Source organism: Amycolatopsis sp. NPDC059021 (assembly GCF_042739895.1).
Taxonomy (GTDB): domain Bacteria; phylum Actinomycetota; class Actinomycetes; order Mycobacteriales; family Pseudonocardiaceae; genus Amycolatopsis.
Window position 1 is genome coordinate 68,472 of record NZ_JBHYIQ010000012.1, and the last position, 23,018, is coordinate 91,489.

Below are 23,018 nucleotides of genomic sequence, written 5' to 3' on the forward strand. Positions count from 1 at the left end.
CCACCGAGGACGTGGCCATGACGACACGCTCCAAGCCCCCGAATACCCCGTCCGAGAACGCATCAGCCGCCGACAGCTCCGAACTCGCGAAGTTCGGCTACCGCCAGGAACTGGAACGCTCGCTGGGCGGCTTCTCCAGTTTCGCCGCCGGGTTCAGCTACATCTCGATCATGACCGGGGTGTTCCAGCTGTTCTTCTTCGGCTTCGGCTCCGGCGGCCCCGCCTTCATCTGGACCTGGCCGATCGTGTTCCTCGGCCAGCTGGCCGTCGCGCTGTGCTTCGCCGAACTGGCCGGGCAGTTCCCGCTCGCCGGGTCGGTCTACCAGTGGGCCAAGCAGATCGCGAAACCCGCGACGTCGTGGATGGCGGGCTGGATCATGATCATCGGCGCCATCGTGACCGCGGGCGCGGTCGCCGTGGCCTACCAGATCATCCTCCCCCAGGTCTCCCAGGTGTTCCAGATCGTCGGGAGCCCGTCGGACGCCGGACTGACGAGCACACCCGGCGGCGCGAAGAACGCGATCCTGCTGGCGCTCGGCCTGGTCGTGTTCGCCACCGTCGTCAACGTCATCGGCGTCAAGCTCATGGCGAAGATCAACAACTTCGGGGTGGCGGTCGAGCTGACCGCGGTCATCCTGCTCATCATCGCGCTGGCCGTGCACATCAAGCGCGGACCGCAGGTGGTGTTCCAGACCCACGACACCGGCGGCGGCCATTCCCTCGGTTACCTCGGCGCGTTCCTGGTCGCCTCGCTGATGAGCGCGTACGTCTTCTACGGCTTCGACACCGCGGGCTCGCTGGCCGAGGAGACGACCCAGCCGCGCAAGCACGCGCCGAGGGCGATCCTGCGCGCGATCACGGCGTCGTTCGTCGTCGGCGGGCTGGTGATGCTCTTCGGGATGATGGCCGTCGGCAACATCGACGCCGAAGAGCTCTCGACGTCCGGAATGCCGTACCTGCTCAAGAGCACGCTCGGCAACGGACTGGGCAACGCCTTCCTCATCTGCTCGGCGATCGCCATCACGGTGTGCTGCCTCGCGGTGCAGACCGCCGCGATCCGGATGACGTTCGCGATGGCGCGCGACAACCGGCTCCCGTTCTCGAAAGCGCTTTCCCGGGTGTCGCCGAAGTCGAAGACCCCGATCGTGCCCGCGCTGATCACCGGCGCGCTCACCATCGGCGTCCTGCTGATCAACCTCGGCAACCAGCGCGCGTTCTTCGTGCTGACCTCGACCGCGATCATCCTGTTCTACATCCCGTACCTGATGGTCACCGGCCCGATGCTGCTGCGCCGCCTGCGCGGTCAGTGGCCCCGCCCCGGCCACGGCCCGTACTTCAGGCTGGGCCGCTGGGGCACGCTCGTCAACGCGATCGCCGTGCTCTACGGCGCCGCGATGACGGTCAACCTGATCTGGCCGCGTGCCGAGGTCTACGGCAACGACCACTGGTACTTCCAGTGGGGCGCGGTGCTCGTCACCGGCCTGATCGTCGTGGTCGGCGGCGTCCTGCTCTACGTCCGCCGCAAGCGCTGGGCGGCCGCCCACACCGGCGAGGCCGTTCCCGAACCGCTCGCTCCCTAGCTCCAGGAGGAATCACCCGATGAGTTCCACCCAGTACGACTTCGTCATCGTCGGCGGCGGTTCGGCGGGCAGCGCGCTGGCGAACCGGCTGTCCGCGGACCCGGCGAACAAGGTCCTCGTCCTCGAAGCCGGGCGCCCGGACTACCCGTGGGACGTGTTCATCCACATGCCCGCGGCGCTGACCTTCCCGATCGGCAGCCGGTTCTACGACTGGGGCTACCGCAGCGAGCCCGAGCCGCATATGAACCGCCGCCGGATCTACCACGCCCGCGGGAAGGTACTGGGTGGTTCCAGCAGCATCAACGGGATGATCTTCCAGCGCGGGAACCCGCTGGACTACGAGCGCTGGGCCGCCGATCCCGGAATGTCCACTTGGGACTACGCGCACTGCCTGCCGTATTTCCAGCGGATGGAGAACTGCCTTGCCGACGCCCCGGACGGGCCGTGGCGCGGCCATTCCGGACCGCTGGAGCTGGAACGCGGCCCGGCCACCAACCCGCTGTTCGGCGCGTTCTTCGACGCCGCCGAGCAGGCCGGGTACCCGCGCACCGACGACGTCAACGGCTACCGGCAGGAGGGATTCGCCCCGTTCGACCGCAACGTCCGGCGCGGGCGGCGGCTTTCGGCGGCCGGGGCGTACCTGCGGCCGGTCATGCACCGGCCCAACCTCACCGTCCACACGCGAGCGTTCGTCTCGCAGATCCTGTTCGACGGCGACCGCGCGATCGGCGTCGAATACGCACACGGGCGCCACGCACCCTCCGAGGTGTACGGCAAGGAGATCATCCTGTGCGGCGGCGCGATCAACACCCCGCAGCTGCTCCAGCTCTCCGGCGTCGGCAACGCCGCCGAGCTGGAGAAGCTGGGCGTCGACGTCGTCGCGGACCTGCCCGGCGTCGGCGAGAACCTGCAGGATCACCTCGAGGTGTACATCCAGTACGCCTGCAAGCAGCCGGTGTCGATGATGCCGTCGCTGGCGAAGTGGAAGCGGCCGCAGATCGGCGCGCAGTGGCTGTTCCTGCGGTCCGGCCCGGCCGCCACCAACCACTTCGAGGGCGGCGGGTTCGTCCGGAGCAACGACGAGGTCGCCTACCCGAACCTGATGTTCCACTTCCTGCCGGTGGCGATCCGCTACGACGGCTCGGCGCCGACCGCGGGACACGGCTACCAGGTGCATGTCGGGCCGATGTACGCCGACACCCGCGGCACGGTCAAGATCACCTCGACCGATCCGCGCAAGCACCCGGCACTGCGCTTCAACTACCTGTCGACCGAGCAGGACCGGCGCGAGTGGGTGGAGGCGGTCCGGGTGGCGCGGAAGATCCTCAACCAGCCCGCCCTCGACGCGTACAACGGCGGCGAGATTTCGCCGGGGCCCGGCGTCGAGACGGACGAGGAGATCCTCGACTGGGTCGCGCGCGACGCCGAAACGGCGTTGCATCCCTCGTGCACCGCCAAGATGGGCGTCGACGACCGGTCGGTCGTCGACCCGGAGACCATGCGCGTCCACGGCCTCAAGGGGCTGCGGATCACCGACGCCTCCGTCATGCCCTACATCCCCAACGGGAACATCTACGCCCCGGTGATGATGACCGCCGAGAAGTCCGCGGATCTGATCCTCGGCAACACTCCCCTGTCCCCGATCAAGCAGCCCTTCTACCGCCACGAAAACTCGTCGAAACTACCTGGCCGTAGCTCTTGACGAGATCCTGACACGGGATTCAAACTTGTTGCGTATCCCGGTTCGAGTTCCGCAGTCCGCAACTCAGCACAGTGCAACTCAACCGCTCCCCCGAACTTCAGCCCGGCACATCCCGGAGGTCCGACATGATGCGCGCGTGCACGGTGGACGAACTGCCCCCCGGGGAATCCGTGAGGATCCCCGGGGCCGTGCCCATCGCGGTGTTCAACGCCGACGGTGAGCTGTACGCCATCGACGACACGTGCAGCCACCAGGACGCCTCCCTCTCCGAGGGCTGGCTCGAAGGCTGCTTCGTGGAATGCCCCCTCCACGCCGCCCTCTTCGATCTGCGCACCGGCATGCCTTCGTGCCTCCCCGCGAAGAAGCCGGTGCGCACCTACTCCGTCGTGGTCGACGAGGGCGTCATCTACGTCCGGACCGAGGCGGCGGAAAGCCAGGAGGACGCGGCGTGAAGAGCGTCGCGATCGTGGGGGCGTCGCTGGCCGGCGCCCGCGCGCTCCAGGAACTGCGTGGCCAGGGCTTCGAGGGCGACGTGGTCATGGTCGGCGAAGAGCCGCACCGGCCCTACGACCGGCCGCCGCTGTCCAAGGAGTTCCTGGCAGGGACGAGTGACCGGGAGTCACTCGACCTGCTCGACGCCGACGACGAGCTCGGCGTCACCTACCGGCTCGGTGTCCGGGCGGAACGGCTCGACCCGGCCAACGGCAGGCTGACGCTTTCCGACGGCGAGGAGATCTTCGCCGACGGCGTCGTCATCGCGACCGGTGGCCGGGCCCGCACGCTTCCCGGCGCCGAGGGCATCGCCGGGGTGCACGTGCTGCGCACCCTCGACGACGCGTTGCGGCTGCGTGCCGAGCTGGCCGGATCACCTCGGGTCGTGGTGGCCGGGGCCGGGTTCATCGGCGCCGAGGTCGCCTCCACCTGCCGGGGCCTCGGCCTCGACGTCACCGTGCTGGAGGCCCTCGACGCTCCCCTGTCCCGGGTGTTCGGCCCCGAACTGGGCGCGGTCTGCGCCCGGCTGCACGCCGAGCACGGCACCCGGCTGCGCTGCCGATCCGTCGTGAGTGGACTGACCACAGTGGACAATGGACCGCGGGGCCGCCGGGTCACCGGGGTCGACCTCGCCGACGGCGGGCACCTGCCCGCGGACGTCGTCGTGATGGGCATCGGCATGTCGCCCGCGGCCGACTGGCTGATCGGCTCGGGGCTGACCATCGGCAACGGCGTGCACACCGACCACGGGCTGGTGACCAAGCTGCCCAACGTGGTCGCGATCGGCGACGTCGCGCAGTACGCCGGCGGCGAAGCCGGACAGCGGCTGCGGCACGAGCACTGGACGAACGCGACCGAGCAGGCCGGTGTCGCGATCGCCAACCTGCTGGCCGGGCAGACGATCCGGGGCTACACGGCGAGCGGGTACGTCTGGTCCGATCAGTACGGCGGCCGGATCCAGGTCGCCGGGCACCCCGCGCCAGGGGACAAGCTCGTCCTCGTCGAAGGGACCACGGAGGATTCCTCCTTCGTGGCGACCTTCGAACGGGACGGCGTCACCGTCGGGGTGTTCGCGCTGAACAACGTGAAGCTGTTCAACCGGCTCAAGCGCCAGGCGCTCCGGCCGCCCGCACCGGTCGCCTGACGCTTGAACTCACCGTCCGGCGTGCCAGCTCGCGCGCAGGACACGCTTGCCGTGCTCGTCGGTCACCGGTCGCCAGGTCATCCGCAGCGGCGGACGCCCGGCGGGCCGCTCGATGGACTGCCGCGGCGCCGGAGCGACGGCGGGGGCAATGGGGGCAAAGCCGTCGCCCCGGCTACCGCGCTGTGCGATGCGGAAGAGAGTAGTCATGGTCATGATGACCTCCCGGAGGTTCGAGGGATGCGGGTGAGCCGAGACTGTGTTCCGGACTCATGGCCCTCACCTCCTCCGGTCGACGTTCCGCCCCGTCAGTAAACCCCAGGTCACCCCTATCAGTCAAACGCTTGCGCAAGTGTTCCATCGTCGGCGTCGGCGAGGCGCGGGAACAGCGGCGACGCCGCGGGCAGCCGTCCGTCCCGTTCGGCGCAGGCCTCGGTCACCCGTGCCGCCGCGTCCGGCAGGAACGGCGCCAGTTCCTCGCCCACCGTCCGGCACGCCCGCACGAGCGTGGCCAGCACGGCGTCGAGCGCGCCGGGGGCAGCGCCCTCGCGTTCGGCCTTCGCCAGTTCCCACGGCTTGGCTTGGTTGACGAAGCGGTTGGCCTCGTCGACGATCGCCCAGACCGCCGCGGTGGCGTTCCGGAAATCGAACTCCGCCAAGGCTTTTCCGGCCTCCGCCCGCGCCACCCGGCACGCGTGGTCCAGGCGTTCCGCGTCCGGTTCCTGACCCCCGTGCGGAACGGCCCCGGCCCGGTAGCGGTGGACCATCGCGACCACGCGGTGGACGAGATTGCCCAGTCCGTTGGCGAGTTCGTCGTTCGCCCTGGCCACGAGCCTGGCGTGGGTGAAATCGGCGTCGCCGACACGGGGCACCTCCCGCAGCAGCCACCAGCGGACGGCGTCGGTACCGCACTCCCGCGCCAAGGTGGCCGGATCGACGGTGTTCCCGGCGGACTTGCTGATCTTGCGGCCGTCGTGGGTGAGGTAGTCGTGCACGACGATGTCGGTCGGCAGCGGCTGGCCCGCCGAGAGCAGCATGGCAGGCCAGTAGATCGCGTGGAACCGGAGAACTCCCTTGCCCACCAGGTGAATCCGGCGGTCGGAATCGAGCCACCACCGCTGGTGCCCGGTACCACCGGAGCCGTAGCCGAGCGCGGTGAGGTAGTTGCCGAGCGCGTCCCACCACACGTAGATCACCTGACCGGGATCGCCGGGCACCGGGATGCCCCAGCCGCGCGCCCGCTCCGCCGAGCGCGAGATCGAAAAGTCCTCCAGCCCGCCGGCGAGGAAACCGAGCACCTCGTTGCGCCGCTGCGCGGGTTCGATCCGGAGCCGGCCGCTGGTGACGAGATCGCGCAGTTGCCCGGTATAGCGGGAAAGCCGGAAGAACCAGTTCTCCTCGGCCACGTGCTCGGGCGCGACGTCGTGCTCCGGACAGCGTCCACCGTCCAATTCGGACTCCGCGTAGAACTGCTCACAGCCGACGCAGTACAGGCCCTCGTAGTACCGGCGGTAGAAGTCCCCGGCGTCGGCGCAGGCACGCCAGAAATGTTCGACCCCGACGCGATGGCGAGGATCGTGACTCGTGCGGAGAACATCGTCGGTGGAAAGGGAAAGCGGTTCGCGGAGCGCGACGAACGCCGCAGCGTTGCGGTCGACGAACTCCCGTACCGGCACGCCCGCGTCCTCGGCGGCCAGCACGTTCTTCAGCGAATTGTCGTCGGTGCCGGTCTGCAGCCGGACCCGGTCGCCCTCGCGGCGCCGATGCCGGGCGAGCACGTCGGCCTGGACGAGTTCCAGCGCGAAGCCGAGGTGCGGCCGCGCGTTGACGTACGGGATGGTGGTGGTGATGTAGGTGCGGGGAATCGGAACCTCCGGGTGGACACGGGGCTCCGACATCCGGCGAGGCCCCTTGGACAGGGCCTCGGACGAATCGTCCGCGCGTTCTACCGGCCCCGGGAGCGGGGCATCATGGCGGTACGGGCGGACGTCATGGCGTCAGGTTAGCGAACTCGGCGTCGTCCGGCCACCGGTTTACGGCATGACCGGTCCCGGCCACTCCCCCGCTTTCGCGCGGACCAGCCGCGCCACGTCCCCGGCGGGCAGGTCGTCGGTGTCCACGCGGAAGTCGCCTATCCCCGTGCGGTCCAGCTCGTCGGCTTCGCGCGCGGCCCGCTCCGCGAGCCGGTGCAGGGCTTCGGCGGGCAGGCCCTTCAGCTCGTCACCGGGGATCGGCGGTCCCTCGCCGCGCCCGCGCCGCAGGATCCGCTCGGTCAGCTCCGCGGGACTGGCGTGCAGTCTGCACAACGTCAGCTTCGTGCCGGGTACCGCGGCGGCATACCGGCCGACGGTGGCTGGGTCGGTGACCCCGCCGGTGACGATCAAGCCTCGCGCACCGGCGGCGCGGAAGTTCGCCCACAGTGCACCGAGACTCCGTGCCTTGAGAGCGTGGTTGTCCGGGTCGTCGTCCGGAACGGGCCGGTGGAAACCGAGCTGTCCCAAGTCGACGTACGCGGTCTTGGCGCCTGAGCGCAAGAGATCGGCGAAGATCTCCCAGCCGACGGCGGACTTGCCCACTCCTTGCGCACCACAGAGCCACAACATCGGCGCGTCCGCTTCGTCCACTGTAGACGAGTGGGCCCGGACCGCCGCCGGGCTCGTGATCTCGGCGGCGGGTCCGGGCCATCCGGTCTTCGCGCGCACCAGCCGGGCGACGTCCACTGCGGACAGTCCATCGGTGTCGACACACAGCTCACCGGCGCCGGCGCGGTCGAGCGCCTCGGCATGCCGGACGGCCGCGTCCGCGAGCTGCGTCTGCCAGCCCCGGGCGACGATCCGGTTTCGCAGCTCCGCCTCGTCCGCACGCAGGCGGCACAACGTCAACGCGATCCCCGGCATACGATCGGCATACGCGCGAACAGCGTCGGAGGTGCCGAGAATTCCGGACACCACCAGGCAGCGAGCGCCCGCGTCCCGCAGGACCGGCCAGACCGCCGCGAGATTCGCCGCCTTGAGCCGGTCGTTGCCCGGATCCTCGCCGTCCGCCGGATAGCAGAGACCCAGCTGATCGATGTCGGCATACGCGGTCCGCACCCCGGAACGGCTCAGTTCGGTGAAGATCTCCCAGGCCACCGTGGACTTGCCGACGCCGGACGGGCCGTGGAGCCAGAGCAAGGGGAAGGAACCGTCACGCACGCCGAACAGGCTAGGAGAACGCGCGGAGCACGGCGATTCAATTACCGGCCGCGGCGGCGTCCCCGGCGGCCAGGACCTGCGTCGCGTTGTGCACCAAACGGTCGAGTGCATGACGGTAAGCGGTCAGCCGCTCCCGCTCGGCGACGACCAGGTTCCGCTGCGCGGCCTGGTCCGCGGCCACCCACACCACGAGGAATCCCGAATCGCGTTTGCACCGGACGTCTTCGAGCGCGGCCCGGCGTTCCTCGCCGGTCGGCCGGATCCCGTCCCTGCGCTGTTCCTCGGACGGACGCGGGTTGGCCGCCATTCTCTTCGCGAACCAGTGGAAGTACGGCGCTTCGACCGGATCGGCGTAGCCGAGCCCGGCCCCGGCCATGCACCGTTTCCAGCCGTCGGCGGCCTCCCGCACCGCCGGGTCCTGCCGGGACGCCTGCCAGGCCCGGCGGTCGAGTTCGGGAACCGGGCTTTTGCCCACGGCCCCGGTGTCCCGTTCGAGCACCCGGTTCGCGGCGGCCCGGCATCCGCCGTCCGGCAAGCCGGTCAGCCGCGCGGGATGCCCGTCGGCGTCCACGCCGTTGACGATCGGGTACAGGGACGACCTGCTGTCGATCTCCAGTTCCCACGGCGGTGTCGTCCTCGGCGGCGCATCGAGGGAGTACGCCCAGGTCCGGGCGGTGACCTCGTCGGCGAGGCCGTACCGGTCGGCACGCGAAGCGCCGAGGCGGCCCTGATGCCGCGCCGGTAGTCCGGCGCCGAACCGGTGGACGCATTCACGGGTCAGCAGATACCGCGCGCCACCGGCGACCTGGAGTTCCGGTTCGGTGAGTTCGAACGCGTCCAGCGGATACACCGTCCGGTCGGGATCGACGGCACCGCCCGCGGTGGCCTGCCGCGCCGCGGACGCCTGGCCGCCGCCGACGGCCAGCACCAGCGAGCACGACAACGCGACGACGCGGAGGGCGATGGCACTGGACATGACTCGCTCCTGATGATCGGCGACTCGGGCGGGACGTTTCCATGGAGTCCTTTGTGGACCGCGACGAAGGGGCGCGCCGCCCGGCCGGGCCGCGGGAGGCGGCCCGGCCGGGAAGTACTAGCAGCGCAGGATGGCCCATTCGCTCCGGTCGTTCTCCCACCAGGCGACGTCACGGATACCGGTCTGCGGATGCGTGGTGAAGGCGAGACCCCCGCCGTCGTAGACGTCCGCGTACGCACCACCGGTCTGGTTGTCCCAGTACGAACTGGCCCCGCGGAACATCGCACCGGTGAAGTCGTGTCTCCCGCATCTCGCCCAGCCCTGATACGCGCCCCCGCATCCGGAGTGCTGGTAGAACAGGACCCAGCCACGGTCCGGTGCGACGCAGAGCGGCGATTTCGCCGTCGCGGCGGCCGGTCGCGCCGCATCGGGACCGGTGACAGCCGGTGCGGCACCCGCGACACCGGGCGCCAGCAGCGCACCACCCACCATGGCACAGACGGCGAAGATCGCCGCCAGCACGGTATTCCTCGAACTCGGCATCGATTTTCTCCCTCGCATCAAGGTATCCGCGTAAAAACCGCCCGCGGGGGGGATCGCGCGCGGCGCCCGGACACCGAGGCAATGGTGTGCCACCGATCGTGTGAACCATCGCCAGGTTTCTACAACGCGCAGGCCAGGTCCGGTATCCAAGCCTTGGGAGGTATCGGCGACAGGGGGTGGCTGAGATGGTGAAGTTTCATTTTCTGGGGGAATTCGGCGTGTCCGTCGATGACCGCGCGATCGAGCTGGGGCCGGCGAGACAACGGTGTGTGCTGGCCGCGCTGGCGGTGGACGTCGATCACGTGGTGTCGGTCGATCGGCTGATCCAGCGGGTCTGGGGGCAGGACCCGCCGTTGCGCGCGAGGGCGACACTGTCGAACTACCTGTCCCGCCTGCGGCACGCGCTCGCCGGGCTGGACGCGGTGAGCGTGGTCCGGCGGTCGGGCGGCTATCTGCTGGCGGCCGACCCGGCGGCGATCGACCGGCAGCGCTTCCACGACCTGTGCGCGGCCGCCCACACGTGTGCCGGGCACGATCGCAGAGTCGCCGAGCTGCTGGCGGAGGCGCTGGGCCTGTGGCGGGGCGACGCGCTGACCGGGCTCGGCGGGGAATGGGCCGAGGTCGAGCGCAACCGGCTGCACCAGGCCCGGCTGAACGCCGAAGGGGACTACACGGAGGCGCTGCTTCGGCTGGGGCACGGCGAAGACCTGGTGGCCGGGCTGTCGGCCCGCACGGCGGAGTACCCGCTGGACGAACGGGTGGCGGCCCAGTACATGCTGGCCCTCTACCGGTCGGGCCGCGTCGCCGACGCGCTGAACCACTACCTGCGGATCCGCACCCATCTGCTCGAGAACCTCGGTGTCGATCCCGAAGCCCGGCTGTGCGAGCTGCACCGGCAGATCCTCGCCGCGGACCCGACGCTGGCCGCACCTCTGTCCGCACCGCTGTCCGGCCGGGTGGCCGCGCCCGCCGTGGAGGTGCCCCAGCTCCTTTCCCGGTGACCCGCTATTCCGTCCACAGTGGACGCCACAGCTGCCAGCGGACTGCCAATCGCACTGCCAACGGTCCCCGGCGGCCGGCCGGGCTGCAAAGGTCGGAGGTGCCCGGACACCACACCGACAAGGAGGAACCATCGTGAAAATGCTTCGCAACGGGCTGATCGCCGGGGCTCTCGCGCTCGCGATCGGCGGGCTCGCCGCACCGGCCGCGTCAGCGGGCACGCTCGCACCGGCCGCCCCGGAAACCGGGGCCGGCATCCTGAAGACCTGGCACGCCACCGTGCAGTGCCAGATCGTGCGCATCAGCGACAACCACGTCACGGGGTACGAGCGTGCCGACGGCGTGGGCAAGACCCGGGAGGACGCCATCAAGGACGCCAAGCGCAACGTCCCGGTCCCGCAGGGACACTACAAGCGTCATTGCGACGCCAAGCGGACCTGGTAACGTCGGCGGGGCGAGCCCGGCTCGCCCCGTTCAACCATGGGGTAGGGGATGTCCGAAGAAGCAAGCATCTGGGAAATCCGGCTGGGGATGCACACCACCCGGCGGCAGGCCGAGGAGATCAGGGAACGCATCGCGAGAATGCTGTGTCCCGACCCCGGCCACACTCCGCCGTGCCCCATCCCGTGGTCGATTTCCCTGCTCCAGGAGGATCCCGAGGACGGCGAGGCCTACCCGGAACTGACCGAGCAGGCCCGCCTCGAGGGTGAGCGGAACCCCTGATCCTCAGCGCACGATCCTGATGGCCGGGGTCACCGCGGGATCTTCGGTTTTCAGCGTCCATCCGCCGGAGGTTTCGAAACCGGGATTGCGCACCGCGAGCCCAATCGTTTCGACGTTGTCCACTCCGACGTCGATGGCCAGGTCGGCCGCCGGGGTGCCGGTGCAGAGCTGGAACGACAAGGTCACCTTGTCCTTGCCCCGTACGAACTCGGTGACGTCGATCGGGCCCTGCGCGGACTCGCCGTTCATCCACAGCCCCGCCCACCAGTCGGCGACGTCGTGGTCGTAGACGAGGTTGCCGTCCACCAGCACGCGCTTGAACAAATGGCCCTGCGCTACCGGCGTCTTGGCGTACTGGTCGTGGTCCCAGAACGACACCTCGTACCGCGCCGAGCCCTTGTCCACCGTGACGAGCTGGCTCGCCGAAGCGCAGGCGCCCGCCTTCGTCGGAGTCCGTTCCGGGACGGAGAAACTGAGCCTCCCGTCGCCGTACATCGCGCTGTTGTCGGTGCGGTAGCCGCGCGTCGGCGGTTCCGGCGGGAAGGGCCGGTTCACGAACGGCAGCCCGCGCAACGTCGTCGCCACGGCCTCCCGGATCCGGGCCGGGCGATCCTTGGCGTAGCGGTCGAACGACGGCAGCAGCGCGTGGTTGTCGGCGACGAGCTTCCAGCCGCGGTCACCCTCGAAACCGCCGTTCACCACCTCGACGCCTTCACCGGTGACGTCGTCGAAGCCGACGTCGAGCGGGAAGTCGCCGACGCCGTTCTTGTCGAGGATCCGCAGCACGATGGTCGCGGATGTCTTGCCCCGTAAGGCTTCCGTCAGGTCCACGGTGTGCCGTACCCAGCCGAACCCGCCCGGATCGGCGACATCGGATTCCCAGGCGACGGCCCCATCGACGAGCAGTTGCTTGAAGTGGTGGCCGGCGCCGCCGAGGTTACCGTAATAGCCGTCGTAGTCCACAAAGGACAACGACTTGCGGGGCGCCGCTTCGTCGACTCGCACGCGTTGCTCGGCTCCGGCGTAATCCCCGGGCTTGGTCCCGCTGAAGGAGGCGAGCGCCACGCTCAGCCTGCCGATGCCGTGGGCGGCCCTGTTGCCCGCCGTGATGTTCGGCTTGTCCCCCAGCGGCAGGCCGTAGTTGTTGATCCCGAGGATCCGGCCGTCCCGCACGTAGGGCATGGCCGCCTCGATCGACGCGGCCACGTACGTCTCGTCGGGCGGCAACGCGGCGTCCAGGAATCTGTTGGTGTACAAGAGGAACAGCACTCCCATGTCGCGAGGTGCCGCCTGCGCCACTATGGCGTCCAGGTTCGGCTTGACCGCCGTGGGGTCCTGGGTGTTGCTGTTGAAGCCGAGGTACGGGTACACGATGCCGTCGATGAACGGGGCGAAGCGCTCGTAGAACGCCGGGCTGATCGCGTCCGAGTAGTAGGCGGTCGTGTAGAACCCCAGTTTCGGGTTGACCGCGTCCTGCGCGTCGACGATCTTGTGCATGTACTCCGGGGTGAAGAGCTTGCTGTTCTCGCCGATCATGAAGTCGTCGATCGCCCACGACACCACGTTCGGGTACCGCACCGACAGCTGGGCGATCTCGCTCGCCCAGCGGACGAAGTCCAGTTTGTACGGTCGCGAACACCGCCCGCTGCGGGACGGGACCGGATCGTCGAAACACTCCGACGGCGGAACGACGTACACCCAGATCCTGATGCCCGCGGCGGCGGCCGCGGGAGCGAACTCGGTGCGCAGGTCGTCCCAGTCCGTCGGCGAATCCCAGATCCCGTAGACGTAGGTGTTCAGGCCCTCGCGTCTCAGCTTCGCCACGAGCCGCGGCGAGTCGATGTGCCGGTAGCCGTCGGCGCGGGGATTCCGCTCCCGGACGTCGGCGTAGACGGTGTTCCCGCCCGTCATCGCCGCCTTGATCCCGCCTTCGGGCACCACGGACCGGCGGATTTCGGCCAGTGAAGCGGCCTTGACCCGCCGGGTGCCCGGATCGGGCTGGGCCGCCACAGCCGGCGCGAACGCCGTGAGGGCGAGCGCCACACACGAGCCGAGTAGGAGAGCCAGTGTCGACGTACGGTGGGGACCGCGCATGGTTTCCTCCAGCCTGGTCGGTACCTCTCAGAAATCCAGTGGGGGCAACAGGTCTTCGAACTCGGCGAGGAACCGGCCGACCATGGCGGTCTCCTCGCCGTCGAGCCGGTGCCCCGGCTCGCGGCAGTGAGCGCTCCCGAACAGGCCGCGCCGCACCGAGATCAGCTTCTCCGCGGCGATGATCAGCTCCTGGTCGAGCATCCAGTACGAGATGTAGGGCAGCAGCCGCCGGTGCAGCTCGTCCCCGCCGGCGTGATCGCCGCCGGCGAACCGCCGCCAGATCTCGACGTAGATCTCGGTGAACGAGCAGCCGGGCTGGGTCCCGACCGCGCCGCGGCGGAACGCGTCGGGCAGCTGCACACCCGCATACCCCTCCACGGCGGGCAGTGGTGGATCACCCGCGGCGAGTTCGGCGATCAACGCGCCGGGCGGGCTGGCCTCGACCTTCACCAGCCGCAGGTTCGGGTGTTCGCGGGCCAGTGCGGACAGTGCCGCGCCGTCGAGGCTGGTGCCCGTCTCGGACGGCGCGTACTGCAGCACGACCGGGGTCGGCGCGACCGCGGCCAGCACCGCGCCGACGTGCTCGAGGATCGCCCGCCGGGACGGGGCGAGGAAATGCGGCGGCAGCAGGTTGACCAGGTCGGCGCCCGCGTCCACCGCGGCGCGGGCCCTGGCGACCGCCAGCCGGGTCGCGTGGTCCTGCACCGCGATGATCGCGGAGACGCCGTCCGCCGCCGCGGTCTCCGCCAGCAGGATCGCGGTGAGCCGGGTGCGCTCGGACTCGTCGAGCTTGTGGAACTCCGAGGCGAAGCCCGGGAACATCACGCTGGTCACGCCGGTGCCGAGCACATGCCGCACCACCCGGTGGAAGCCGGGGACGTCGACCGCGCCGTCCTCGGTGAAGGGCACCTGCAACACCGGCGAGACTCCCCGCACCGGCGGTGCCTGCGTGGCGGTCATCGGCGCTCCTCCCTTCGCTGCGCTGCCCCGAGCAAGCCGAGCAGCGTCCCGCCGAGCACGGCCGCGCGCTCGTCCTCGCCGATGGTCCAGTCCCGTACTCGGGTCACCTCGGTTTTCGGGACGGTATAAGGGGAATCCGTACTGAAGATCACCCGTGATGTCCCGATCCCGGGGTCTCGCGCGAACTCGCTGAGCACGGTGTCCCACGGTGCGTACGCCGTGTCGGCGTAGAGGTTCGGCGCGTACCACAGCGCAGGCGCGGCGTCGATCCAGAAGTCGGTGGCACCGCTGCGGCCCATCAGGAACCGCACGCCGGGATGCCGCCGGGCAAGACTCGCCAGCGGGAGCGGGAGCGCGCTCGGCGGGGTGCCGGTGCGGACGTAGACGAACCAGCCGCGCTCGGCGGCGAACGCGAGCAGCGGGTCCACGAGCCCGTCGAGCAGGTCGAAGCCCTGCAGCACCGGGTCGACCGCCAGCGCCACCGCACCCGCCTCGGCCGCTCGTGCCAGCTCGGCGAGCGCCGCCGCGCCCCGCCACGGGTTCGCCACCGCGTAGGCGGACAACCGCCCGCCGGATTCCCGCGCCGCCTGGGTCACCACGTCGTTGCCCTCGGCGTTGGCGACCGCGGTGCACCGTTCGTCCGGGGCGATCAGGGCCCGGTCGATGCCGATACTGTCCATAGTGGACAACAGGGTTTCGGCGTCGAGGGCGACCTCGCGGCCGGTGCCGAGCCGGACGTGCGCGTCGATGACGGGAGTCACGAGGGAACCTCCAGCCCGAGCGCGCCGAGCGCGTCCGCGTGGATGATCCGCTCGATGGTCTCCTCCGGCACCCGGGGCAGCTTCGTGCCTGCGAGGATGTCGTTGACCCGGCGCAGCCCGGCCATCGCCTCGCCGGTGTCCGCGATCGGGAAATCGCTGCCCAGCAACAGTTTCCCGGTACAGCCCCATTCGACGGCGGCCAGCAGCGACTGGTAGCACACCCAGGGCCGCAGGTAGATCGAGGACACGTCCGCGTACACGTGCGGATGCTTGCGGATGGTCACCACGGTCTCGGTGCCCCACGGATGTCCCATATGCGCCATGACGATCCGCAGTTCCGGGAACCGCAGCGCCACCTCGTCGGTGACCAGCGGATAGGTGTAGCGCAGCGGCGCGTGCCGCATCGGCGACGCGCCTTGGTGGAACAGGATCGGCAGCCCGTGCCGCTCGCAGTAGGCGTAGAAGGCCAGCGCGGGCTCCCCCAGCGGATCGAAGTCCTGGTAGTTCGGGCCGAGCTTGACCCCGGCGAGGCCGAGTTCCCTGCACCTCTCGGTCTCCTCGAAGACGTTGTCCCGCAACGGGTTCACCGAGAGGAACCCGATGCGGCGGGCCGGGTCGGCGGCCACGAACTCCGCTGTCGCGTCGTTGGTGCGCTCCGGCGGGTACGGTAGCCCTGTCATGGTTTCGGGATCGTCCACCGCGATGTTGAAGACGATCGCGACGTCGGCTTCGGCCATCGCGGTGTCGTAATCGGCCCACGAGTTCGTGGTCGTCACCGGCCGGTCGGTACGCCAGTTCTCGTACACCCGGCGTTCGCTTTCCGGCACCGCGTCCCGGTGGGTCGGGGTATGCGTGTGGACGTCGACGATCACGTGAACCTCCCGCGCAGGTCGTTCCTGGGCACCACACCCAGCCCGGCGCCGTCGCCGAGCCGGACCCGGGTGCCGTCGCTGTCCAGTGGTTCCGCCAGGACGTCCTCGGCGTAGTAATGCGCCCCGATGATGTCCGAGGGGAACGCCGACAGCCGGGGTAACGCACACGCCACGTGGAGCTGTGCTGCCGCGCCGATGCCCAGCTCACCGTTGGAGCCGATCAGGACGTCGAGACCGGACGCCTCGGCGAGCCGCGCCAGCGCGACCGCGCGACCGGGCCCGCCCGCCTTCCCGACGTACACGCTGACCACGTCGGCCGCGTCCGCGCGCGCGAGCCGCAGCAGGTCGCCGGTGCCGAACACCGCCTCGTCGGCCACCACCGGCAAGCCTGCCGAGCGGAGAGCCGCCATGCCCGCCAGGTCGCCGGGCGCGACCGGCTGTTCGATGAAGGCCGGGCCGGACTCCGCCAGCCCGCGCAGCGCCGCCCCGGCCTCGGCCCGGCTCCAGCCGCCATTGGCGTCCATGCCCAGAAACGCGTCCGGCCCGGCCAGTTCGCGTGCCCGTGCCATCCGCGCCAGATCTCCCGGCACACCGAGCCCCACCTTGACCTTGAACGCGCGGAATCCCGCTCGTGACGCCGTTTCGTACGCCTTGTCCAGGCGGTCACCATCGCCGGAGAGGGACAGCTTGATCGGTACCTCGTCGCGGTACGGGCCGCCGAGCGCCACGGACAGCGGGAGGCCGAGCGTGCGCGCGAACGCGTCCCACAGCGCTATCGACACTCCGGCCTTGGTGAACGGGTTCGCCGCGAGCACCGTGTCCATAATGGACTCCAGCGCACCCACCGGCGCCAGCGGCCTGCCCAGCAGCGCGGGCGCGAGCAGCTGCGCGATGAAGTGCCGCGCGCTCACGCCGTCCTCACCGCTCCACAGCGGTGTCGCGCTGACCTCGCCGTATCCTTCGACGCCGTCGGTGGTGACGACCCGGACCAGGAGGAAATCCGACCGGTCGTGTGCTCCCTTCGCCCCGTGCACCACGAGATCGGGATGGGCGTCCATCGTCACCGGGGCGGTCTGGACCGCCGCGATCCTGGCCGTATGGGGCTTCACCGGAGCCTCCCTCCCAGCAGGCGCCGGGGGTTGTGCACGAGCATGTCCTCGCGCTGCCGTTCGGTGATGCCCCAGCCGTCGATCTCGGCGACCCTGGCGACGGCGTAGTCCTGCCCGGCCTTGTCCGACAGCCCGGCGTCCGTGCCGAACAGCACCTTGCCCGGCGGCGCGGCGGCGAGGATGCGCCGGGCGGCGTACGGCGGAGTGCCACACAGGCACAGGTACAGGTTTTCGGTTTCGCACGTCACGACGAGGGCCTCTCGCCAGCAGTCGTGCAGCCCGCCGTGGCCGAGCACGACCGGCAGCGCGGGATGACGGCGGGCGAGCGCGGCGATCTGCGCGGGTGTCGAGTACGGCGGGGTGCCGTCGTGCGAGAGCAGGATGCCGCCCGCCTCGGTGACGACCTCGCAGATCGGGTCCAGCGCCTTCTCGTGCATGCTGAAGCCCTGCAGCCACGGATGCAGTTTCAGCCCGCCGAGGCCCAGTTCCGCGAAACACCGGCGCGTTTCGTCCACCGCGTTCGCGTGCCGCGGGTTCACCGTGCCGAAGCCGATCATCCTGGCCGGGTCCGCGGCGGCGAACGCGGCCAGTTCGTCGTTCGACTCGGGGGTGGCGTTGAACAGCCCGTCGTGGGCGAGCAGCACCGCGGCGTCGATGCCGGCGGTGTCGAGGAAGGCCAGGAACTCGGGCGGGCCGAACTCGGTGCCGCCGAGCCAGGTGCCGGTGTGCCACGCGGGGGTGTGGGTGTGGAAGTCGATCATGGCCGGTTCGCCAGTGCGATCAGCCGTTCGGCCAGCGCGCCGAGGCATTCGTCCAGCCACTCCATCCCCCGCTCGTGCGTCGCCCGCGTGGGATCGTCGGTGTAGCCGTCGATCCGCCGCCACGCCGCGGCCTCGTGCACCTCTACACCGTCCACATCGGACTCATCCGGCAGTGTTCTCGGCCGTCGTCGCCGGACGAACTCCGGCCGGAGCGCGAACAGCATCGCCGTTTCGAACTCCCCCGCGTGCCCGGGGATCGGCGTGCCTCCTCCGTCCGCGATCAGCTCCCAGTAGTGGATCACCGACACGGTCATGTCGCAGGCGGAGGCGATCTTCGCCGCGGCCACCTGGGCCACGCCCCTGTTCCCGCCGTGGCCGTTGACGATCACCAGCCTGCGCCCGCCACACTCTGCAATGGACCGGGCCAGGTCGGTGAGCACGCCGATCGCGGTCTCCGGGGACAGCGACAACGTTCCGCCGAACGGCAGATGATGGTCCGACACACCGAACCGGAGCGCCGGCGCGAGCACGAGCCGCGCCGAATCGGCCGCGCGGACGACGGCGAAGCGGCAGATCGTCTTGACGATCGCGGCGTCGGTCCCGGTGGCCAGATGCGGGCCGTGCTGCTCGGTCGCGCCGATGGGCAGCACGACCAGGCTTTCCGGCAGCGCTTCCCGCAGTTCCTCGCGGGTGCTTTCGGCCCAGAACAGCAGCGTCATCGTCGTCCCTCCAGGAGCTTCGTGATGCGTTCGGCGAGGACGAGCGTGGCGACACCAGCTTCGAGATCGGGGACGGCTTCGTCGCGTACGCCGGTGATCAGCTCGGCGAACCGGGCCAGCTGCCGGTCGAAACACCGCGTCGTCCGGTCCGGTTCGAAGCCGAACCGTTCGACACCCCTTTCGGTGCTGAGCTCCATCTCGAAGGTCCGCCCGTCCAGCAGGACGTGGCCACGATCGCCGAGGACGCTGATCTCGCACCGGGGCGGCGCGTCGGTGAGCCAGCCGAACTCGGCCAGCACGACCGTCCCTTGTGGATAGCGCAGCCGCGCCCCGCACAGGTTCGGCGCGGGCAGGCCGTCCCGGGTGGCCAGCGTCCAGGCATCGTCGACGCCCTCGGGTGGGCCGAAGAGCACGCGGAACCAGTCGAAGACGTGCGCGCCCTCGTGGACCAGCGGCAGCCCGTGCCGCAGCGTTTCCTCGATGCGCCGGGCGTGCGCGGGGTCGGCCGGGTCGCGTCGTTCGTCGTAGATGTGTGTGCGGACGAGCAGCGGCGTGCCGAGCAAGCCGGATCGCAGCCAGTCGCCGAGCAGCTCCAGCGCCGGATCGTGCCGGTAGGTGAGGCCGACCTGGACGCGTCGCCGCTGCTCCTCGGGTAGTTCGAGGAGCGTTCTCGCCGCTTCGAGCGACGTCGCGACCGGCTTTTCGGCGAGCACGTACCGGCCCGCCGCGGCCACCTGGGTGATCAACTCCGTGGTCGCCCACGGCGGCGTCGCCAGCACCACGCCCCGCACCGCCGGATCGCCGAGCACGGCACGGACGTCCTTCGCCACCGGGGCACGGGCGTGCGCCGCCGCGAGCGCCCGACGGGCCGGGTCGGGATCGACCAGCGCCGCCACCTCGACGTCCGGATTCCGCAGCAGGGCGGGCAGATGCGCCCGCAGGGCGATGTCCCCGAGCCCCACCAGCGCCACGCCGATCATCCCGTCACCCCCTCGAGCGCGGGGATCGCGGCGATCAGCGACCGGGTGTAGGCGTGCTTCGGTGCGCCGAAGATCTCCTCCCTGGTACCGGTTTCGACGATCCGGCCCCGGTACATCACCGCGAGCCGCGGCGCCAGGTACCGCACCACCGCGAGATCGTGGGAGACGAACAGGCAGGTCAGCCCGAGCCGGGCCTGGAGTTCGCGGAGCAGTTCGAGGATCTGCGCCTGGATCACCACGTCGACCGCCGAGACCGCCTCGTCCAGCACGAGCAACGACGGCTCGGGGGCGAGCGCGCGGGCGATGTTCACCCGCTGGCACTGACCGCCGGACAGCTCGTGCGGATAACGGCCCGCGAACGACGCGGGCAACCCGACCAGGTCCAGCAGTTCGGCCACCCGCCGCCGCAGCTCCCGCTTCGCCGCCTTCCGGTGGACGAGCAGGGGAAGCCCGACGATGTGCTCGACGGTCTTGCGCCGGTTGAGCGAGCCGACCGGGTCCTGCAGGACGATCTGCATCTCCCGGCGCAGGCGCCGCAGATCGCTCCGCCGCAGCGAGGCCAGATCCGTGCCGCGGAACCGCACCGAACCCGCCGTCGGGGTGTCCAGGCCGAGCAGCAGCCTGCTCAGCGTCGACTTGCCCGACCCCGACTCCCCCACCAGCCCGAAGGTCTCCCCGCGCCGGACGCTCAGCGACACGTCGTCCACGGCCGTGACCCCGGTGCCGAACCGGCGGACCAGCCCGTCGGCCTCGACCAGCACGTCGTCGGCCGCGGGGCGCGCCTTCGCCGGGGCCGCGTCCAGGGTGACCACCGAGCCGACGAGCTGCCGGGTGTATTCGTGCCGCGGCGCGGCGAGCACCTCCCGCAGCCCGCCCGATTCGACGATCCGGCCCGCCCGCATCACGTGGATCCGCTGGCACAGCGCCGAAGCCACCGCGAGGTCGTGCGTGATGAACAGGACCGCCATCCCCCGCCGTTCGGCCAGCGTGCCGAGCAGCCGCAGGACCCTGGCCTGGGTGGTGACGTCCAGCGCGGTGGTCGGCTCGTCGGCGATGAGCACGTCCGGCTCGCACGAGATCGCCATCGCGATCATCACCCGCTGCCGCATCCCGCCGGAGAACTGGTGCGGATAGTCCCGAACCCGCTTCGCCGCGTCCGGGACCCCCACCTCCTCCAGCAACCGGACCGCGTGAGCGCGGGCCTCCCCGGCGGGGACGTCCCGGTGCGCGCGGATCGCCTCGGCGAGCTGCGCACCGATCGTGCGCACGGGATTGAGGCAGGACAACGGATCCTGGTAGACCATCGCGATCCGGCGGCCCCGCACTCCTTCCAGTTCGCGTTCGCTCGCGGCCGTCAGGTCGGCGCCGTCGAGCAGGATCCGGCCGCCGGTGACCGTGACGCCCGCGGGGTTGAGCCGCGGGACCGCCAGCGCCGTCATGGTCTTGCCGCTCCCGGACTCCCCCACCAGCGCCGCCCGCTCGCCCGAACGCAGCGTCAGGTTCACCTCGTGCACGATCGGCCGCCCGCGCACGCCGACGGACAGCTCTTCCAGCCGCAGCACTTCGTGCGTCATCGGCCGCTCCGGAAGCTGCTCCGCAGCGTGCGCTGGAGCTGGTCGCCGACGGTGTTCAGCGCCGCGATCGCCGCGATGATCAGCAACGCGGGCATCAGCGGGTACCAGACCGACTCGTACAGCCGGTCGTAGCCGACCTTCAGCAGGGTGCCCCACGAGGCGTCGGGCGGCTGGATGCCGAGCCCGACGAAGCTCAGCGTGGCCTCCAGCATCAGGGATGTCGCGACGTTGAGCGAGGCCTGCGCCAGCAGGGCCGGGACCGCGTTCGGCAGTACTTCGGCGAACAGGATCCGGAGCCGCGACGCGCCGACCGCGGCCAGCCCGTGCACGTACTCCGCCTTCAGCTCGGCGAGCACCGCGGACCGCGTGATCCGCGCGGTGAGCGGGGACATCAGCAGCCCGGCGACGATCGTCATGGCCAGGATGCCCGACCCGAACGCCGCCACGAACACCAGCGCGAACAGCAACGTCGGGATCGCCAGCGCGGCCTCGGCGACGCGCATCAGCACCTCGTCGAGCCAGCCCGGCCGGGCCGCGGCGAGGATCCCCCACGCGACGCCCAGCACCATCGCGACCGCCGTCGCGCCCGCCGCGAACCCGAGCGACAGCTGACCGGCCTGCGCGACGCGGGACAGCAGATCCCGGCCCAGTTCGTCGGTGCCGAACGGATGCGCGAGACTCGGCGCCGCGAACTTGTTCCGCGCCTCGATCCGCGTCGGAGAGGCCAGTGCGAACGGCTGGATGATCGCGAGCAGGACGAACACACCGAGCACCGCCAGCGCCGCGACGGCGGGTGGCCGGGCCAGGAACCGGCGCAGGACACCGCGACCCGCGGTGCCGACACCGTCCATATCGGACAGATCGAGAGTGCTCACGCCACCGCCTCCCCCACTCGCAGCCGTGGGTCGAGGACGCCGTACAGCACGTCGACGAGAAGGTTCACCAGGACGAACACCGCCGCCAGCAACAGCACCGTGCTCTGGATGACCGCGTAGTCCCGTTTGTACACCGAGTCCACGATCAGCGAACCGAGCCCCGGCCAGCGGAAGACGAACTCCACCACGACCGCGCCGGAGAGCACCTGCCCGACGGTGACGCCCAGCGAGGTCAGCGCGGGCAGCAACGCGTTCGGCAGCACGTGCCGCAGCACCACCGCCCGCCGCCGGAGGCCCTTGCCGGCCGCGGTGCGGACGTGCCGCGAATCCTCCACTTCGGACAGTGTGGCGCGCAGGTACCGGATCAGCGGGGCGGACAGGCAGATGCCCAGCGTCAGCGTGGGCAACAGCAGCACCCGGAGATTGCCCGCGAAGTCCGCCGAAAGGGCGACGTAGTTTTCGTTGCGCAGCCAGCCTAGCTTGACGACGAACAGTGCGATGAGCACGATCCCGAACACGAACGGCGGAGCCGCCATGCCCAGCGTGGTGTACCCGCCGACGAGACGGCCCAGCCAGCGACCACGCAGGATCGTCGGCAGCACCGACAGGACCAGCGCGAGCACGACCGCGAGCAGCACGCCGGCGAAGGACAGTTCCAGCGTCGGGCCCAGCCGCTGCCCGATGAGCGTGCCGACGTCGAACTGGCTGAAGTACGACCGGCCGAGATCACCGGTGAGCAGACCGGTGATCCAGTGCCAGTACTGCACCGGCAGCGGGTCCTCCAGCCCGAGCTCGGTGCGCAGCCGCAGCAGTGCCTTCGGGTCGATGCCTTGCGCCGCACCGACTTTCGTCACCGTCGGATCACCGGGGAGCAGGCGCAGCACCACGAAGACGAGCACGGACACGCCGACGAGCATCAGCGCGCTGACGCCCGCGCGCCGCAGGATGTACCTGCCCATCGCC

At 70.5% G+C, this 23,018-nt stretch carries 23 protein-coding genes; 7 read left to right on the forward strand and 16 right to left on the reverse strand.

The genetic code is table 11. The features are described from left to right. The first annotated feature begins 17 nt into the window (after positions 1-17). From ACFWX1_RS09615 to ACFWX1_RS09630, 4 genes are all read left to right on the forward strand, one after another. A complete protein-coding gene (locus ACFWX1_RS09615; protein WP_378385647.1) occupies positions 18-1,580 on the forward strand; it encodes an amino acid permease in 1,563 nt (520 codons plus the stop codon). Between the two features lie 19 nt (positions 1,581-1,599). Next, on the forward strand, positions 1,600-3,282 hold the full coding sequence (betA, locus tag ACFWX1_RS09620) for a choline dehydrogenase (protein WP_378385649.1): 1,683 nt from the start codon (positions 1,600-1,602) through the stop codon (positions 3,280-3,282). 125 nt (positions 3,283-3,407) lie between these two features. Then, positions 3,408-3,734, forward strand: a complete 327-nt coding sequence (locus ACFWX1_RS09625; RefSeq protein WP_378385651.1) for a bifunctional 3-phenylpropionate/cinnamic acid dioxygenase ferredoxin subunit — start codon at positions 3,408-3,410, stop codon at positions 3,732-3,734. After that, positions 3,731-4,918 carry an NAD(P)/FAD-dependent oxidoreductase gene (locus tag ACFWX1_RS09630; protein ID WP_378385653.1) on the forward strand — a complete coding sequence of 396 codons (1,188 nt, stop codon included), beginning with the start codon at positions 3,731-3,733 and terminating at the stop codon, positions 4,916-4,918. The genes ACFWX1_RS09625 and ACFWX1_RS09630 overlap by 4 nt, the downstream gene beginning before the upstream one ends. A 9-nt stretch (positions 4,919-4,927) precedes the next feature. Here ACFWX1_RS09630 and ACFWX1_RS09635 read toward each other — a convergent pair whose 3' ends face one another. The 5 genes from ACFWX1_RS09635 to ACFWX1_RS09655 all read right to left on the reverse strand — a co-directional run bounded on the left by ACFWX1_RS09635 (position 4,928) and on the right by ACFWX1_RS09655 (position 9,628). After that, complete coding sequence (locus ACFWX1_RS09635) at positions 4,928-5,131, reverse strand: hypothetical protein (RefSeq protein WP_378385655.1); 204 nt, start codon at positions 5,129-5,131, stop codon at positions 4,928-4,930. A 116-nt stretch (positions 5,132-5,247) separates the two neighbouring features. Continuing rightward, positions 5,248-6,813, reverse strand: coding sequence for a methionine--tRNA ligase (locus tag ACFWX1_RS09640; RefSeq protein WP_378385657.1), 1,566 nt, complete (start codon positions 6,811-6,813; stop codon positions 5,248-5,250). Between the two features lie 135 nt (positions 6,814-6,948). Further along, the gene (locus tag ACFWX1_RS09645; protein WP_378385659.1) at positions 6,949-8,109 is read right to left on the reverse strand and encodes a hypothetical protein; all 1,161 of its coding nucleotides are present in this window, start codon (positions 8,107-8,109) and stop codon (positions 6,949-6,951) included. A gap of 37 nt (positions 8,110-8,146) precedes the next feature. Continuing rightward, on the reverse strand, positions 8,147-9,085 hold the full coding sequence (locus ACFWX1_RS09650; protein ID WP_378385661.1) for a hypothetical protein: 939 nt from the start codon (positions 9,083-9,085) through the stop codon (positions 8,147-8,149). A 117-nt stretch (positions 9,086-9,202) separates the two neighbouring features. Beyond that, complete coding sequence (locus ACFWX1_RS09655; RefSeq protein WP_378385663.1) at positions 9,203-9,628, reverse strand: hypothetical protein; 426 nt, start codon at positions 9,626-9,628, stop codon at positions 9,203-9,205. Positions 9,629-9,846: 218 nt separating this feature from the next. On the opposite strand from ACFWX1_RS09655, the gene ACFWX1_RS09660 reads away from it, so the two are divergent. The 3 genes from ACFWX1_RS09660 (at position 9,847) to ACFWX1_RS09670 (ending at position 11,350) form a co-directional block, all read left to right on the forward strand. Continuing rightward, complete coding sequence (locus ACFWX1_RS09660) at positions 9,847-10,629, forward strand: BTAD domain-containing putative transcriptional regulator (RefSeq protein ID WP_378385665.1); 783 nt, start codon at positions 9,847-9,849, stop codon at positions 10,627-10,629. A 133-nt stretch (positions 10,630-10,762) separates the two neighbouring features. Continuing rightward, the gene (locus ACFWX1_RS09665; protein WP_378385667.1) at positions 10,763-11,071 is read left to right on the forward strand and encodes a hypothetical protein; all 309 of its coding nucleotides are present in this window, start codon (positions 10,763-10,765) and stop codon (positions 11,069-11,071) included. 48 nt (positions 11,072-11,119) lie between these two features. After that, positions 11,120-11,350 (forward strand): hypothetical protein, encoded by a 231-nt coding sequence (locus ACFWX1_RS09670; RefSeq protein ID WP_378385669.1) that lies wholly within the window; start codon positions 11,120-11,122, stop codon positions 11,348-11,350. Between the two features lie 3 nt (positions 11,351-11,353). On the opposite strand, the gene ACFWX1_RS09675 is transcribed toward ACFWX1_RS09670, so the two are convergent. From ACFWX1_RS09675 to ACFWX1_RS09725, 11 genes are read right to left on the reverse strand one after another with little or no spacing between them, the layout of a single operon-like run. Beyond that, positions 11,354-13,444, reverse strand: a complete 2,091-nt coding sequence (locus ACFWX1_RS09675) for a hypothetical protein (protein ID WP_378385671.1) — start codon at positions 13,442-13,444, stop codon at positions 11,354-11,356. Positions 13,445-13,471: 27 nt separating this feature from the next. Then, complete coding sequence (locus ACFWX1_RS09680) at positions 13,472-14,404, reverse strand: dihydrodipicolinate synthase family protein (RefSeq protein ID WP_378385673.1); 933 nt, start codon at positions 14,402-14,404, stop codon at positions 13,472-13,474. Next, complete coding sequence (locus ACFWX1_RS09685) at positions 14,401-15,165, reverse strand: amidohydrolase family protein (RefSeq protein ID WP_378385675.1); 765 nt, start codon at positions 15,163-15,165, stop codon at positions 14,401-14,403. Before ACFWX1_RS09685 ends, ACFWX1_RS09680 begins: the two co-directional genes overlap by 4 nt. Further along, on the reverse strand, positions 15,162-16,037 hold the full coding sequence (locus tag ACFWX1_RS09690; RefSeq protein WP_378385677.1) for an amidohydrolase family protein: 876 nt from the start codon (positions 16,035-16,037) through the stop codon (positions 15,162-15,164). Before ACFWX1_RS09690 ends, ACFWX1_RS09685 begins: the two co-directional genes overlap by 4 nt. Next, entirely contained in the window at positions 16,034-17,146 is a 1,113-nt protein-coding gene (locus tag ACFWX1_RS09695; RefSeq protein ID WP_378385679.1) for a mandelate racemase/muconate lactonizing enzyme family protein, read from the reverse strand. Before ACFWX1_RS09695 ends, ACFWX1_RS09690 begins: the two co-directional genes overlap by 4 nt. Further along, on the reverse strand, positions 17,143-17,907 hold the full coding sequence (locus ACFWX1_RS09700; protein WP_378385681.1) for an amidohydrolase family protein: 765 nt from the start codon (positions 17,905-17,907) through the stop codon (positions 17,143-17,145). Before ACFWX1_RS09700 ends, ACFWX1_RS09695 begins: the two co-directional genes overlap by 4 nt. Continuing rightward, positions 17,904-18,626, reverse strand: a complete 723-nt coding sequence (locus ACFWX1_RS09705; RefSeq protein ID WP_378385683.1) for a creatininase family protein — start codon at positions 18,624-18,626, stop codon at positions 17,904-17,906. The genes ACFWX1_RS09700 and ACFWX1_RS09705 overlap by 4 nt, the downstream gene beginning before the upstream one ends. After that, positions 18,623-19,606: a Gfo/Idh/MocA family protein gene (locus ACFWX1_RS09710; protein WP_378385685.1), complete on the reverse strand. Its 984-nt coding sequence runs from the start codon at positions 19,604-19,606 to the stop codon at positions 18,623-18,625. The genes ACFWX1_RS09705 and ACFWX1_RS09710 overlap by 4 nt, the downstream gene beginning before the upstream one ends. Continuing rightward, positions 19,603-21,180 carry a dipeptide ABC transporter ATP-binding protein gene (locus ACFWX1_RS09715; RefSeq protein ID WP_378385687.1) on the reverse strand — a complete coding sequence of 526 codons (1,578 nt, stop codon included), beginning with the start codon at positions 21,178-21,180 and terminating at the stop codon, positions 19,603-19,605. Before ACFWX1_RS09715 ends, ACFWX1_RS09710 begins: the two co-directional genes overlap by 4 nt. Beyond that, entirely contained in the window at positions 21,177-22,055 is an 879-nt protein-coding gene (locus ACFWX1_RS09720) for an ABC transporter permease (protein WP_378385689.1), read from the reverse strand. Before ACFWX1_RS09720 ends, ACFWX1_RS09715 begins: the two co-directional genes overlap by 4 nt. Beyond that, the gene (locus ACFWX1_RS09725) at positions 22,052-23,014 is read right to left on the reverse strand and encodes an ABC transporter permease (RefSeq protein WP_378385691.1); all 963 of its coding nucleotides are present in this window, start codon (positions 23,012-23,014) and stop codon (positions 22,052-22,054) included. Before ACFWX1_RS09725 ends, ACFWX1_RS09720 begins: the two co-directional genes overlap by 4 nt. Between the last annotated feature and the right edge of the window lie 4 nt (positions 23,015-23,018).